Annotated in this window: 11 protein-coding genes and 3 tRNA genes; 4 read left to right on the forward strand and 10 right to left on the reverse strand. The window is 50.1% G+C overall.

Annotated elements, in window-relative coordinates:
- Positions 1-134: 134 nt before the first annotated feature.
- Complete coding sequence (locus C9I92_RS01890; protein ID WP_047885691.1) at positions 135-1,772, reverse strand: GMC family oxidoreductase; 1,638 nt, start codon at positions 1,770-1,772, stop codon at positions 135-137.
- Positions 1,773-2,099: 327 nt separating this feature from the next.
- Here C9I92_RS01890 and C9I92_RS01895 point away from each other — a divergent pair, with 327 nt between their 5' ends.
- Positions 2,100-2,366 (forward strand): acyl-CoA-binding protein, encoded by a 267-nt coding sequence (locus C9I92_RS01895; RefSeq protein WP_047885692.1) that lies wholly within the window; start codon positions 2,100-2,102, stop codon positions 2,364-2,366.
- Positions 2,367-2,558: 192 nt separating this feature from the next.
- Here the strand turns inward: C9I92_RS01895 and C9I92_RS01900 are convergent, their stop codons facing one another.
- From C9I92_RS01900 to C9I92_RS01910, 3 genes are all read right to left on the reverse strand, one after another.
- Positions 2,559-5,351: a thrombospondin type 3 repeat-containing protein gene (locus tag C9I92_RS01900; protein ID WP_047885693.1), complete on the reverse strand. Its 2,793-nt coding sequence runs from the start codon at positions 5,349-5,351 to the stop codon at positions 2,559-2,561.
- 252 nt (positions 5,352-5,603) lie between these two features.
- Positions 5,604-7,250: a wax ester/triacylglycerol synthase family O-acyltransferase gene (locus tag C9I92_RS01905; protein ID WP_047885694.1), complete on the reverse strand. Its 1,647-nt coding sequence runs from the start codon at positions 7,248-7,250 to the stop codon at positions 5,604-5,606.
- Positions 7,251-7,458: 208 nt separating this feature from the next.
- The gene (locus C9I92_RS01910; protein ID WP_053061852.1) at positions 7,459-7,860 is read right to left on the reverse strand and encodes a phasin-related domain-containing protein; all 402 of its coding nucleotides are present in this window, start codon (positions 7,858-7,860) and stop codon (positions 7,459-7,461) included.
- 510 nt (positions 7,861-8,370) lie between these two features.
- On the opposite strand from C9I92_RS01910, the gene C9I92_RS01915 reads away from it, so the two are divergent.
- From C9I92_RS01915 to C9I92_RS01920, 3 genes are all read left to right on the forward strand, one after another.
- Entirely contained in the window at positions 8,371-10,632 is a 2,262-nt protein-coding gene (locus C9I92_RS01915; protein ID WP_084712579.1) for an acetyl-CoA hydrolase/transferase C-terminal domain-containing protein, read from the forward strand.
- A 142-nt stretch (positions 10,633-10,774) separates the two neighbouring features.
- Positions 10,775-10,930, forward strand: coding sequence for a hypothetical protein (locus C9I92_RS25325; RefSeq protein ID WP_169776034.1), 156 nt, complete (start codon positions 10,775-10,777; stop codon positions 10,928-10,930).
- Positions 10,931-11,284: 354 nt separating this feature from the next.
- Positions 11,285-11,908 carry a LysE family translocator gene (locus tag C9I92_RS01920; RefSeq protein WP_170108370.1) on the forward strand — a complete coding sequence of 208 codons (624 nt, stop codon included), beginning with the start codon at positions 11,285-11,287 and terminating at the stop codon, positions 11,906-11,908.
- A 48-nt stretch (positions 11,909-11,956) separates the two neighbouring features.
- Here the strand turns inward: C9I92_RS01920 and C9I92_RS01925 are convergent.
- From C9I92_RS01925 to C9I92_RS01950, 6 genes are all read right to left on the reverse strand, one after another.
- Positions 11,957-12,030 (reverse strand) — tRNA-Cys (locus tag C9I92_RS01925).
- A gap of 70 nt (positions 12,031-12,100) precedes the next feature.
- Positions 12,101-12,174: transfer RNA gene (locus tag C9I92_RS01930), tRNA-Cys, on the reverse strand.
- A gap of 70 nt (positions 12,175-12,244) precedes the next feature.
- Positions 12,245-12,318: transfer RNA gene (locus C9I92_RS01935), tRNA-Cys, on the reverse strand.
- Positions 12,319-12,573: 255 nt separating this feature from the next.
- Positions 12,574-12,816: a hypothetical protein gene (locus tag C9I92_RS01940; protein ID WP_053061853.1), complete on the reverse strand. Its 243-nt coding sequence runs from the start codon at positions 12,814-12,816 to the stop codon at positions 12,574-12,576.
- 218 nt (positions 12,817-13,034) lie between these two features.
- The gene (gene nspC, locus C9I92_RS01945; protein ID WP_047885697.1) at positions 13,035-14,168 is read right to left on the reverse strand and encodes a carboxynorspermidine decarboxylase; all 1,134 of its coding nucleotides are present in this window, start codon (positions 14,166-14,168) and stop codon (positions 13,035-13,037) included.
- An 84-nt stretch (positions 14,169-14,252) separates the two neighbouring features.
- On the reverse strand, positions 14,253-15,497 hold the full coding sequence (locus tag C9I92_RS01950; RefSeq protein WP_047885698.1) for a carboxynorspermidine synthase: 1,245 nt from the start codon (positions 15,495-15,497) through the stop codon (positions 14,253-14,255).
- Between the last annotated feature and the right edge of the window lie 12 nt (positions 15,498-15,509).

Here is a 15,509-nt window from a genome sequence, read left to right on the forward strand (position 1 = left end):
AAATAAAATTGGTAGATTATAGAAAATTAAATTAGAAAAAACATACCAATTTTAAAAATATGGCTATCGATAAAATATCTATAAAAAATGGCGAAGGTAACAATAAGTCACAACTTCGCCATGAAGATGATAAATCACGCTACCTGATGCGTTGAAATAATAGGTGCAGGTGCAACGTCAGATAAATCGTTTAAAATCATATCAGCGGCTTTTTCTGCAATCATGATGGTCGGTGCATTGGTATTCCCCCCAATGAGCGTTGGCATTATCGACGCGTCAATCACACGCAACCCCGACATCCCCCGAACCCGTAATCGCTCATCAACCACTGCCATGCTGTCCTGCCCCATTTTGCAGGTACCGACCGGGTGATAGATCGATTCCGCTTTACGCCGAATAAAAGCGAGCAACGCTTCATCATCTTGTGCGTCACATCCCGGATACACTTCTTTCCCGCGATAACGGTCAAATGCCTGCTGGCTGAGAATTTCACGGGACAATTTCAAGCCCTGCAGCATTACCCGAATATCTTCAGGATGACTGAGATAATTCGGTGTGATTTTGGGAGGATGTGCAGGATCGTGGTTCACCAGCGTCAAACTGCCGCGGCTTTTGGGCCTCAGGTTGCAAGCATGCAACGAGTAGCCGTGACGGACGGTTTGCCACAAATTAAGCCCATGATTATCAAGGAAACAAGGCGAAAAATGGAACTGAATATCCGGCTTATCCAGAGTCGGGTCGGATTTTACAAACCCGCCAGCTTCCGCAATGTTCGTCGTGAAATTGCCTTTCCTGAACAATAGGTAATCGACGATTCCCTTCACAGAACGCAACAGCGCGACGGGGGAAAATCCAACGGAATAAAACGTTCGTTCACGCGTCACAGCCAGTACATCCAGATGATCCTGCAGGTTTTTACCTACCCCAGGTAAATGGAGAACAGGCTCAATGCCCACCGACGAGAGTTCGCTCTGCTCCCCAATCCCCGACAGCATTAAAAGTTGCGGACTATTGATGGCCCCTCCGCTTAGCAGCACCTCTTTGCTGGCCAGCAGTGTCTCCGTTTTGCCTTTTTTCTGATAACTGATCCCAATAGCCTTACCCTGTTCTGTCAGCACTCGGGTAACGAGCGCATCAGTAATCACCGTGAGATTTGTTCGTTGTTCAGCTGGGCGCAGGTAAGCGACGGCACTGCTACAACGCTGCCCGTTACGCTGGGTTACCTGATAAAAACCGATCCCTTCCTGACTGGCACCATTGAAATCGTGATTGATTGGGTGGCCCGCCTGCTGCGCAGCTTGCAGAAAGGCTTCAGATAGCGGGTTTCGGATACGCAGATCCGACACGTTCAGCGGACCATCTGCACCATGGTAGTCGTCTTCGCCCCGCTGCTGGTTCTCCGAGCGCTTAAAATACGGCAGCACATCTGCGAACCCCCAGCCCGCATTACCTTGCGCCGCCCACTCGTCATAGTCATCGGCATGACCGCGTATATAACACATCGCGTTAGATGACGAGCTACCTCCTAAGGTTTTTCCTCGCGGCCAGAACAGTTGGCGAGACTGTAACGTGGGCTCCTGCTCCGTATAATAGCGCCAGTTCATTTTTTTCGAATGCATCATACCGATGAGCCCCAGCGGTACATGCACTATCGGGCTGTCATCTTTTGGTCCGGCTTCTATCAGGCAGACATGGATAGCCGGGTCGGCACTGAGTCGGTTAGCAAGTACACATCCCGCAGAACCCGCACCGACTATGATAAAGTCATACATAGCATCCCCTTTGATAAATATTGTCCATGCCAGCCAAATGTATAACCCAGTCTATTTTCAGTTTTTTAATTTCTATTAATAATAGAAGATGATTGTGGCATTGTAATAATGCTTACACTCATTATTTCTATAAATTAAAAATAAAAAGTGATCGCTTTAAAATTTATTAAATTTCAACATAGATAACTTGTCAGACCAGTGTAAATATAGAATTGAACGTTAAATGGATGCACAGCCGTATCATTTCTATTTGGGTAAGACGCTGGATCATCGTCCATTCATTACTGACACCCGAATGAATTTTATAACCTGATGAGGGATCGACACATGGCAGATTTACATTCACAATTTGAACAGGCTCAGGCCAACATTAAAACGCTGACACAACGCCCAACCAATGATGAGCTGCTGGCTCTATACGCCCTGTTCAAACAAGCGACCGAAGGGGACGTTTCAGGCAAAAGACCCGGGATGTTTGATTTTAAAGGTGCGGCTAAGTACGACGCCTGGGAGCAACTGAAAGGGACAAACGCTGAAAATGCGATGCAGCAGTACATCGACAAGGTAGCAGAGTTGGCCACACAATACGCATAACCGCTTCACACCCACTCCACCCCATCACTCCTTTCGCAAGAAGTGTAATAAAAACAAGAAGTCGATAAGAAAAGGCCGCTGATGCGGCCTTTGTTATTGGTGACAGATACCAGTCTGCTGCGTCGCTACTTTGCTGCGTTGCGGCTTAGCTTCATAGCCACTTAGCGATTCAGCAATACAGCCAGTCAAACATCAGTATCGATTCCAGGTTTCGTGGTAGCTGGTATAGCTGTGATGACGGCTACGATAGATCAACCCATGATTATCATAGGTGTCTCTTTCAACGGTTATCTCAATCAGAGGTTCACCGTAGTAATCCAGCACCGGCTGGCCATCTTTCTGATAGAAACTGACCTCCCGGCGGCGGTTGACTTCACAGGCCGGTATGCTGTCCGTTTCCGAGACTTTGTCCCACTCAAGCACACGACCGGTAAACACTGTGCTGGTCACTTGCTCGAAGCGATGGCGCTCAGGATGATCACCTAGTAGCAACCCTCGAACATAAGACACTTCCGGCAGGAAGTAAGCGCCAGCCACGGCTGACCACGGTGTCATTTTTTCAACATACTGACCCCACACCACGGTATCTCCAGCATTTTTTGTGCCTTCAAAGCCGACCATCTCACCCGCGGCGTTTTTGTAATACACCTCGTTAAAACTGTAAGTCCCGCTGTCAAAATGCCCTCGAACAACGGATTGACTCAGCCCCTCATGTCCACGCCAGCTGGTATTTTCACCGGCCTGAGGAATCATGGTGTACACCCCTAGGCGCCGACTCAAATCGTGCAAATCAAAACGATCAACTAAGTATGATATTTCCTCATCAGGGCTTACTGTATAGCCACTATCCGGCAACCCGGCTAAACATTGCGCCAGGCTGACCGGCTGATCCAGTGGCGAACCCCTTTCTGTGACAGGGTCACGACCAAACGCATTGTTATCGATAATGGCTCCAACCAGATCTTTGGTGTAATCCGTGTATCCCCATGAGATGCTGCCTTCCGCAGCAGGATCATACTCCAGATAACTCACTTCAACTCGCTGTGCCAGATTATCAGTGTCCAGATACTGTTTACGTTGCTCCACCACTTTAGCCACAGGATGATGATTTTCAGCCTGGGAATCCTGATTGTTCATCAACACCATCTCAGAGGATTGCTGAACCACACAGACCTCACGCAGCCCCATGACCGTTTCGATAATATCTTTGCCCAAATACTCGGTTGACAGCTTGTCATGTCGCACAGGCGTCTCGGGAGCGTGCTTATCCAGCCGATCTACCCACCTTGGTGTCACTTTGCCTAACTCTAATTCGACATACGGACTGCTATCTACGTTGATCGACCACCAGTTACGGAAAGTTTCCCGGTTACCCAGGTATTCTCCGGTATGGGCATCGGTATATTCATGCTCGAACGTCGGATGGTAATCATTGTATTCCTCCCCGGGCGTGTACCCTGCGATTTGGGTCACTTTGATTTGCCGATCCGCCAGCTGACCTGTCGGTAGTCCGGTCCAGACATCAACATCGATTTCACTCTGGGTATAGTTCTGAATCTCGCCAGATGTCGCCATTTTTCGCGAAACCTGGTACAGACGGCTGTTTGGTCGGTCGAGGGCACTTTCCCCCTCTCCACCCAGCGCAGGCAGACCGGCAACACAGGCACTCAGAGTCGCAGGTTTATTCGGCGCTTGTAGCGGCGCATTGTCCCGCTCGTCATCGTAGCCATCGTTGTCATCATCGTTATCGGCGTTGTTACCGATGCCATCTTTATCTGTATCCCATTGCTCTGCTTTATCAAGCGGGAAGGCATCTTCCGTGTCTAGGGTGCCATCATTATCATCATCGGTATCACGATTATCGCCAATACCGTCACCGTCAGCATCAGCCGACTCTGTGGCATCCAGTGGGAAAGCATCCAGCTCATCCGGCACCTTGTCATTGTCATCATCAGCATCATACTTATCGCTGAGGCCATCACCATCCGTGTCTACAACATCCTTAGGCATCATTGGATAAGGGTCTGCGGTATCCGGAGAACCATCGTCATCATCATCTTCATCGGCATTATTCCCGATGCCATCGCCATCGGTGTCAAACCATTCAGCATCATCGTGTGGGAAGGCATCCAGATCATCCAACACTCCGTCTTTATCGCTGTCCAGTGTGCTGAGGGTCAACAGATTACCGGTTGCATCCAACAGGACAATTTCGTCACCTGCTGCACTTTTCAAAGCCGCTGCAATTTTCTCAGCATTACTGAGCAGGATTGACAGTTTAGTGATGAAATCGTCGGCGGTTTCAGCCAGAGCATCAGAATAAACCAAGGAAGCAGCAGCCTGACGAAGCTTCTGTGACCGCCCCTCGTCATCCTTGGTATAACTCGCCAGTAACGCTGCGCCACTGCCTTCTGCCAGACCTAGGCTTAACGCCACCGTTTCTGCCACGCCTTCAATCGAAAGCTCTTTCCCTTCTTTCTGAGCCTGCAGCAGGTGTAGCTCAATCACACTGGTCAGTGGGTTAAGTTCAACCTGATGTGAGGCAGTATCAGCCGCTGATTTACCGGCTTGTTCGGCTACCAGTGAAGCAACCAGCGGGGCGGACATCAGGTAGTTGCCGTGTACAGTATTGCGCCCCTGATGGGACGCTTTTCCGGCAACCACTTCGGCCATCAGTACATAGTTATCCAGATCTTTCACCGGCACGCTGTCAAACGTAACGCTGCCATCCTGACCGGTGACAGCACGCAGTTCATCCGCATCCGGCTGGTTATTGCGTTGAGTTTTCTTTTCCAGCCACACTGTTGCATTTTGCAATGCGGCAGTGTCACTTACCGCCACTTGCAGATTTACCTTTGAAACAGCCGTCGGTGTTGTGACATCCGGAGCGGGCTTTTCCAGCTCTTTCTTATCTGATCCGCCGCCACCACAGCCGGACAGAATGAGTACTGTCGATATCGCCAAAGCAACCTTGCTTTTGTTCATAACCTTTTCCTATGAGTTATTAGTATGGACTTACTTTGCGCAGAAAATTTTACCGATTACTCAAGTCAGAAGGATGGGCATCATATTCAACCTTCGGCGCACTTCAAAAAACTGCTCCTACCAGTTGAACTATCTGTGAAGTCAGACACACCTCTCAGCCAATAAAAAAAGGCTCATTCATACAGCTGATGAATGAGCCTTTGCTGGGTATGGGGGCAGAACGTATTAAGTATTACAAATTGAATCAGTTAGTTATGAGCGTTTTCGTGACGAAATTTCATCCTGATTCTGAGCAGGAAGCGATGGATCAATGTCGATAGTTTTATTCAGCATGTCGGTAAGCTGGGCCAGTTGCGCTTCCAGTGCCTCTACCTTACGTTGCTTTTCAAGATACAGCGCTTTGAAATCTTCATCATCCGGATCCAGACCTCGCTGAGCGGCTTCAACCGCAGTTTCAACAGCCAACACATCCTCATCGTGCCCCTGAAGCTGCTCGGCCACTGCCTCGATTGCCATTTGCATCACATCCTGCTCAATGTCGGCAAATGCCTCGCACATGTAGTCCGCTATGACTTCAAAACCGGGCAACGACTGCTTACAGGCCACCAGCGAGAAATACATCATCCCGGCGTTACTGAAAAACGTGATATTCAGGGTTTGTCCCGGCATCAACAGCGATACCGGATACTGCTCTTTCACTTCAGCACCCATAAAGTACAGGGTGTCATCCGTACCGGGCACATTGGATATCAACAAATTACTGGCAGGCGGAATAAAACTGTTCAGGCCAAATTTACCACTGAACAGGGAAACCCCATTAACCAGCAGCGAGTAGTTCACGTACGCATCCGGTGAGATGTTCAGCGCTTCCCGCTTGAGATCAACAGTGGCGTGCTGAATCGCTTCCAACCGTTCCAACGGCGATAAATCCGGCCTGCCCAACTCAACATGGCCAATGGAGATTTTGTTGCCTTTATCACTGGTATCGCCCTGCGCCCGCAGGTTCATGGGCATCATGGCCACCAGCGGCTTGTTCAGGGGGATAGCCCTGTCGTTGAGGTAACGGTTAAGGGCAATATCGCTGACGGTGAACAAGATATCGTTAACCGACGCGCCAGTGATTCGGCTGATATGTTTTAATTCGGCTATCGAAAAATGCCCGATGCTGACCGAACGGGTTCGTTTCGGACTCAAATTAAACGGTGTTTTAGGAGCCGTAAACGGAAGCTTCAAGTCACATTCAGCCATGTTCACCGCTTTCAATGCCAGCTTGCTGCCTAACCGAAACATGGAGGGTAACAAGGAAATTTGCTTTGTGGCGGCCATTGCCGTTTTCACAACCATGTCGGTTAAGTGAGTCTCTTCCCGGCGCTGACTGGCTGTTTTCCTCAAATCACACTGCCAGAGAGGCTGCGTAAAGGAGTCTTCCCGCGTTGTCGCACAACTTTGGGTAAACAGGGTACTGGCACGAATACCATCTGCCATGGAATGGTGAATTTTCATGATCAGTGCCACGCGGTTATGCTCAAGTCCCCCGACGACCCAGACTTCCCACATCGGGCGACTCCGGTCCAGCACCTGGCTATGTAAACGCCCCACCAGCTGTTGCAGCTGTTGATCGTTACCGGGCGAGGGCAACATCGTAATACGTAAATGGTCTTCAAGATTCACTTCGCTGACCGTCGTCCAGCTCGGCCGACCGGTCAGCGACCAGGTCAGCTTCCAGTTAAATGGCGGTACTGTCTCCGGGTGTTGCAGAAAATGCGAATAGAGCTCCTGCGCATACGTGGTCGCCTGCCCTTCCGGCGGCTCCAGAATGACCAGCCCGGTCACATGCATCGGCGTATTGGCCGTCTCGAAAACAATGAAACTTAAATCCAGTAGAGACAAACTTGGCATAAACCAGTCCTTATGTTGCAAGTTGGCGATATGGCCCGCTGAGAAACAGATTCCTTTTGTCAGACTCAACAGACACCGCAGCCTGGGTGATTTTCAGCAGACGGTTTAACCTTGCCTGCCACCGATACGTTTCCTGATATGCCTGAGGGAGTGAGTGTTACTGAGTTCCGACACGAAAATTCCTCACGACATACAACATCGGCGTGCCTTACTGTCCGCGTTTGTCTGCCAGCTTTTCCACTGCCGCCTGCAAACGATCTACTTTGTCTTCAAATTCGGTCAGTCGACGACGGTCAATGCCGCAGGTACGGTTCAGCACTTGGTTAAACTGTGCCTCAGCCTGATTGCGCACCGCCTGACGTGTATCCTGTACCCGATCACGTAGTTCAGATTCAACCGACTCGCCTTGAGCAACCATCGCACTGAATTGCTGGTTGACCCGTGACTGAACGCCATTCACCTGCTCTAGACCGACCCGGCACACACCCAAACCGGCGTACACCAGTTTACGGGTAAGATCCTCCCCGGCCTGACCTGCCACCCTGACATTAGATACTGCTTTAATATTGGTTACTGCTTTGATAGTTGAAAATAGCTGCATTGGACTCATCTTTTCTCCTCCTCTGACACAGTGGGTACAATCAGAGCCAGAAATACCTTTTGATGCATCCAAAGTAGCAACAATTATTAGATCAATCTTTCTAATTCGACGTGGTATCTGCTAGCCGCCTCACATAACAAAGCGGGCTTCCAGACTCGTAAACTCACCGCCAGCAACAGACCTCAGCGCACAATGAAACTGCGAGCCCTTTCCCGTCACGCCATCGCTAAACATGATGCACTTTTGGGGGAAGGCATTTGCTGTGACTCACTTCACCAATCCATAACAAACTGTGTATCCTGCGCATATTTTCCCAAAAATAGAATGAAAGCTCTAAGTCCTGCCGCAACAATTGATCACATAACAACCATAAGCACAGGGTGAATTGAGCAACGCTATCTTGGTGGCCATAGTGACTGCTATTTACGTATCTAGCACATCAGTCGCTAACATTTTCACGGCTAATCACCTCTGCGACTCACAACCCATGCGAATTACAACGTGAACAAGGAATGCGCCATGTCTGTGATACAACTCTTCGATGCGGAACAGCCCACCCCCGCCCTTGTTGCCTCGGTCGTTCATCCGAAACCGCATGCCCGGGTGATCGATCAGGCTGACACTCTGGTTGATGAAATCATTGCATGCGTAGGGAACAAGATCGTTCTGGGGATCCCCCTTGCCGTGGGTAAGCCTGTAGCCTTTGTGAATGCGCTCTATCAGCGCGCCAAACATGATCCCAGCCTCTCGCTCAGGATCGAAACCGGGATCAGCCTGGAGAAACCCGTTGGTAAAAGTGCACTGGAAAAACACTTCCTTGAACCGTTCGTCGCACGAGAATTCGCCAATGTTCCGGATCTCGATTACATGTTGGATCTCCGTCGCGGCTGCGTCCCTGATAACATAGTGATCAGTGAGTTTTTCTTCAAAGCAGGCAGCTTTCTGAATTCCCCCCAACAACGCAATTACACCAGCACCAACTATACCCACGCCGTCAGGGATTTGCTCGACAAAGGGGTGAATGTGATTGCACAGATTGTTGGCAAACGGACTTGCGGCCAAAACCACGAGCAAGTCACGACCTACAGCCTGGGCAGTAATTCGGATCTGGCGTTGGATCTGATTCCTGAAATGGACAAACTCAAAGCAACCGGACATCGCGTGGCTGTTGTCGGGGAAGTGAATACCAACATGCCGTTTATGCGCAACCATGCTGAGGTAGCCGACAGCGAGTTTGATTTTATCCTGGATCTGAATACACAGCCTGACCATCAGGACTATGCCCTTTTTGCCGCGCCCGCCGCCAGCATTTCGCCGGAAGATCATCTGATCGGTCTGTATGCCAGTACCCTGCTCAAGGACGGGGGGACACTGCAAGTCGGGATCGGGTCACTCAGCAGCGCCCTGACCTACAGCACCTTGCTTCGCCATGAAAATAACCGGGTGTACAATAAAGTACTGTCCGATTTGAATGTCTTTAATAAATTCCCCATCAGCCGCGATATCGGCGAACACGGGGCCTTTGAAGAAGGACTGTATGGCTGCAGCGAGCTGATGGTTGATGGTTTTGTCCATTTGTACAAGGCAGGCGTTCTGAAGCGGGAAGTATTTGAAGACCTCACCATTCAGCACTTACTGAATCAGAAAAAGATAAGTAAAACCGTGACTCTGGCTACTCTCAACACCCTGCTGGAATACGGCGCAATCAACAGTACACTGACTCAGGCGGATATCAGTTACCTGAAACGGTACGGGGTTTTCCGGCCGGAAGTCAGTCTGGTACACGGAAAGTTAGTCACGCCCAATGCGACAGCAGGCACCGACATTAGCCAACCGGACATTCAACACTGGATTGAAACCCATGCACTCGGTCCATCGCTAAAAGGCGGTGTGGTAATGCACGGGGCCTTTTTCATCGGTCCGAGAGCCTTCTACGATGACCTGAATCAGTTCAGCGATGATGAACATCAGCAGTTCTGCATGACCAGCGTAAACTACGTCAACGATTTGTACGACCATATGCTCGGCAATCAGCAGCTGAAACAGGCTCAGCGCAAACACGCCCGCTTCATCAACTCCGGCATGATGGTGACGCTGGATGGCTCTGTTGTCTCTGACGCACTGGAAAACGGCCAGGTTGTCAGTGGTGTGGGTGGTCAGTATAACTTTGTTGCCCAGTCTCACCAGCTACGCGATGCGCGCTCTGTCATCAAGATCCGCAGTTGTGCGTACCGCAAAGGCAAACTGACCTCCAACATTCTGTTTAACTATGGCCACAACACGATTCCCCGCCAGCTGCGCGACATTGTGATCACGGAATACGGCATCGCCGATCTTCGTGGTAAACCGGATGAAGTGGTGTACAGCGAGCTCATCAAAATTGCCGACTCCCGGTTTCAGCAACAGCTACTGGCGCAGGCAAAAGCGGCCGGTAAAATCGCCCCCGACTACCAGTTGCCTCCGGAATACGCCAACAATACGCCCGATATGATCAATGCCTTCTACCGTAAGTATCAGGCTCAAGGACTCTTTGCCCCCTTCCCGTTTGGCTGCAGTTTTACGGCACAGGAGCTGAAGCTGGGTAAAGCGCTGAAAGCCCTCAAGTCCAAAACATCAACTCGCACCGGAAAATTGCTCGCAATACTTGGCTCGCTGCATACCCAGAAACCCGATCATGACACCGAGCAACTGATCAAACGTATGAAACTGGAAGCTCCTTCCTCGTTGGAAGAGCGGATAACGCGCCGATTACTGGTCGCCGAGTTACAGAAACAAAGTTAGACACTCAGCAAGCCCCTCGAAAGGGGGGCCGTACAAATAGCAGCAGTGATGACAAGAATAACTTTCGCAATATCAATGCTAACGCAGGGCATTGTTCATCGGCAAAACCAACCGGTCGCCCTGCCCAATAAGGAGGTATTCAATGGCTCCCAAGACCAAAACCAGAAAGAAAGTACTGGCGTTGTGCCCCTACGCAGCGCTGCTCAGTTGCCGTCAGTGTCCGGTCAAACGCATCTGCCCGGGTAAAACCACCATTGGCGATCAGCCGTTAAAACCCGACAATCGCAAGCAATCGTAAAACTACACACGCGGCACGAACTTCCCGTCCGAATTTAACGGCATCAATTGCTGTCGGTTTGGTGTTGTCGGTTTGGTATTGTCGATTTAGTGCTGTAGGCAGTGCAATACTTCTAGCAACAAGATGCAGCCTGGTTGCACTGCCTGCTTCCTCAATGTTCACCCCGCTTTGACCTCACGCACAGGGCGCTCAAACGCCCACCAGTTTACCTGCCCTGCCTTAGTGCGTGTCTTACTTCCTGTAAACAACTAATAAGACGAATTTTTCTACTGGTGCACCACGAGTGATCATGACTATGCTTTAAATAAAACCATAAAAAGTAGTGCGGTGTTCCTGAGTCGTATGGGGGATAAAATGATGGAAGTCATGAAAGCCGTGTTATTTGGATTGATCCTGTCACTAACGGTCGGTCCGATTGCTATTCTGGTGCTGGGAAACGGTATACACCATGGTTATGTCACCGCAATGCGAAGCGCTATCGGTGCAGCGCTGGCGGATTATTGTTACGCCCTGATCAGCTTCATCACCGGGACACTGCTTATCAGCCAGCTCGATGCCTACCATTACCAGATTATCCTGCTGTCTTCGTGGGTTCTGATTTTCATGGGTTTCTACATGATGTACTCCGCGCTGAAAAATACCCGGCTACTGGCTAACGTTCATCACCCGGGAAAAAAGCTGGGATTTCGCTCAACGTTCTTTCTGACGCTGGCCAATCCGGTCGCACTGATTGCGCTGTCTGCCTTTATTGGTCACTCAATTGATCAACTCAACTTGTTGTTCGCGATGCAACTGGCGGGGGCGGTTTTTGTGGGGAGTTTGATTATCCAGTGTATCCTGGCGATATCCGGGGCGGTATCAAGGTCAACACTGATGGACGATGATGAGGTCATTACCTTCCCCTTCTACCTGCAAGTCTTAGGCGGACTGATCATCTGCTTGTTTGGGGTCAGTAATTTTGTCGATCTGGCGGGCTGAAGACGCTAAACGAAAAAAGCCTGACTAACCAGTCAGGCTTTTAAAATATGGAGGCGCGTCCCGGAGTCGAACCGAGGTACACGGATTTGCAATCCGCTGCATAGCCACTCTGCCAACGCGCCATCAATGTTGTTTGCCAGTATTCTGGCTCCACCTGCTCTGCTGCCGGAACTTTCGATATCAGTGAGAGGATGGAGGCGCGTCCCGGAGTCGAACCGAGGTACACGGATTTGCAATCCGCTGCATAGCCACTCTGCCAACGCGCCATCAATATTGTTTGCCAGTACTCTGGCCTCACCTGCTCTGCTGCCGGATCTTTCAGTATCCGAGAGAAGATGGAGGCGCGTCCCGGAGTCGAACCGAGGTACACGGATTTGCAATCCGCTGCATAGCCACTCTGCCAACGCGCCATACCCTGTTGCTTTGGTACACGACTCTTTTCAGAAGTGACCGCTGCGGTACGGGTGGCTAATTTACTGATTTTAGAAAGTGAGTCAACCAGAAATCCAAAGATTCTTACCGACTGACTACTTTCCGACACATCCAATCAAAAAGCAGCCCTTTATTGGTCAGTAGACCACCAGTACAGGCCTGCTGTTTTAGCCCGGCATTGTGCAATGTCGCGAATCCTCTCACCACTTACATCACCGTTCACCACCCTGAATTTATTTCAGTGACTCAATTTCCTCGTTCAGTCGGTAACTTTTATCCGTCACGATTTTCTCCAGCACTTCGACCCGGGCAGTCAGGGCGCTGACTGACTGGCGTAACTGATCGTTATCTTGCTCTAATTGGGTATGGTTGAGATGCTGCAATTCCAGCTCACGCATCTCTTTGCGGTGGCTGAGCAGGCGTCGTACAACTTCCGCACCAAAAATGATCCCGACAATAATGATGGCAATATCCATATCCGTCCTCATACTCACTGGATTGACTATAAAATCAACTTAATGAAGACTTTATAAATTCGCAACAAGCAAAACACTGCAATGTTCAAATTTGCTGGCGGTGACCTGAAGCCTTGCCAAAAGTGCGACACAGCTAAAATCGGGCGGGAAACAACCAAAAAGAAAGGGAGCTGATTAGCTCCCTTTGACTGGTACTCAAACTGAGAATGTCTGAATAATCAGGATACCGACCACTGTGACAGTGAACGTTTGAAATCGTCGTAGCCAAACTCGTTCAGCTTCTCAATGTCACCGTTAGTGCGCTCACAGTACACTGATGGCATTTTCAAACCGTTGAACCAGTTCAGTTTCACCATGGTGTAACCAGCGCTGTCAATAATGTGCAGCTTCTGGCCAATTTCCAGCGGCTTATCAAAGTTCGCCACACAGAACTGGTCGCCCGCCAGGCACGAGCAAGAGCCAATCACGTACTGATGCTCACCGTTTTCAGAGGCTTCCAGTACCGACGCTGGTTCATTGTAGATCAGTGTATCCAGACGGTGTGCTTCTGTCGCAGAATCAACGATCGCTGTTTTCATGACGTTTTCCACGACATCAACCACAGTCACGACCAGATCAGTGGTCTTCGTGATGATCGCTTCACCCGGCTCCAGGTACATCTGCACGCCGTGTTTTTCTGAGAAGGCTTTCAGCGCCAGACCTAGTTTCTCAACATCGTAGCCAGGCCATGTGAAGAACACACCGCCACCCATGCTAACCCAGTCCAGCTTGTTCAGGTACTCACCGAACTGCTCTGAGATCGCATCCAGTAAGTTAATGAAAGCGTCCACATCTTTGTTCTCACAGTTCATGTGGAACATCACGCCGTTGATGCTATCGAACACTTCCGGATTGAGGTGATCGACTTGTACCCCAAGGCGAGAGAACTTACGTGCTGGGTTAGCCAGATCCTGCCCCGCATAGCTGACGCCTGGGTTCAGACGCAGACCCAGTGAGGCTTTGCCTTCCACCAGGTGACGGTAAGCTGCCAGCTGGCTCTGTGAGTTGAAGATCATCTTGTCGCAGATGTCAGCCACTTCACGCACGTCATCTTCGCTGTAACCCACGCTGTATGCGTGCGTCTCGCCGCCAAACTTCTCGTAGCCCAGTTTCACTTCGAACGGACCTGAGCTGGTTGTGCCGTCAAGGTACGGCTTGATAATGTCAAACACGCCCCAGGTCGAGAAACACTTAAGGGCAAGAACCAGCTTCACCCCAGAAATTTCTTTCAGCTGCTTCGCGATTTCCAGATTACGGATCAACTTTGCTTCATCGATCATGAAGTAAGGTGTTTTTAATTGGTCTTTATTCATTTCTCAATCACTTAAACTAAATAAAGCCGGCGCGATGCACCGGCTCAATTTCATTACTGACGGATAATGTCAATCAATTGCCTGTTACTTCAGGATCTGAATGTCTGGCTGACGTGGTTCCATTTCAACCACACCCCAGTCCAGGCCAAGTTGTGGCATAGTTTCCAGGAATGGATCCGGATTCAGCTGTTCCATGTTGAACACGCCGGCATCCGCCCATTCGCCACGGAAGTACTGCAACGCCGCAGTAATAGCAGGAACACCTGTAGTGTACGCAATCGCCTGGTGTTCTACATCTTTATATGCCACTTCGTGGTCGGCATTGTTGTAGATAAACACGCTGCGTGGTTCACCGCTTTTCTTACCTTGTACCCAGGTACCGATACAGGTTTTACCTGTGTAACCCGGCGCCAGAGACGTTGGGTCAGGCAGCATTGCTTTCAGGACATGCAACGGTTGCACAACAGTGCCGTCATGCAGGGTCAGCGGCTCAGGGCTCAGCAGACCGATGTCGCGCATGCAGTTGAAGTAGTTCAGGTAACGGTCGCCGAAGCCCATCCAGAACTCAATACGTTTGGCAGGAATGAACTCTTTCATAGAGCGAACTTCGTCGTGCGCCATAGAGTAAACTTTGTGTTTACCTACCAGCGGGAAGTCGAACTCAAGCATCCGAGAGTGACATGGTACTTGTTTCCATTCACCTTCTTCCCAGTAGAAAGAATCACCCTGGATTTCCAGCATGTTAGTTTCAGGATCGAAGTTTGTCGCAAACTTCTTACCATGGTCACCGGCGTTCACGTCCATCACGTCGATGGTGTCGATTTCATCGAACAGGTGCTTAACAGCGTAAGCAGCAAATACGCTTACTACGCCCGGATCGAAGCCCGCACCCAGGATACCGGTAATGCCAGCTTCTTTGAATTTCTCGCGGTAGCCCCACTGCCAGTCGTAGGCTTGTGGTACTTGCTGACCTTCAGAACACAGGTCAACCGCAACTGATGTGTCGAGGTAAGACACTTTCGCCTGATAGCAGGCTTCCATGATTGGCATATTTACCCATGGTGGTCCAGCGTTGATCACCAGATCAGGCTGCACTTCTTTGATTAGGGCTACCAGTGCTTCAACGTCATCAGCGTTCACTGCACGGGATTCCAGTTTCTTGGAAGGGTCTTTCAGATTATTTTTACCGTTGATTGACTCGATAATCTTGTCACATTTATCAACGGTGCGCGATGCGATGGTGATATCACCCAGCACATCGTTATTCTGAGCCGCTTTATGCGCGACTACCCAACCAACACCACCAGCACCAATCTGTAGAATTGCCATTTCGTCTTTATT

Origin of the sequence: Photobacterium ganghwense (assembly GCF_003025595.1) — a bacterium.
In the GTDB taxonomy this organism is placed as follows: Bacteria; Pseudomonadota; Gammaproteobacteria; order Enterobacterales; family Vibrionaceae; genus Photobacterium; species Photobacterium ganghwense.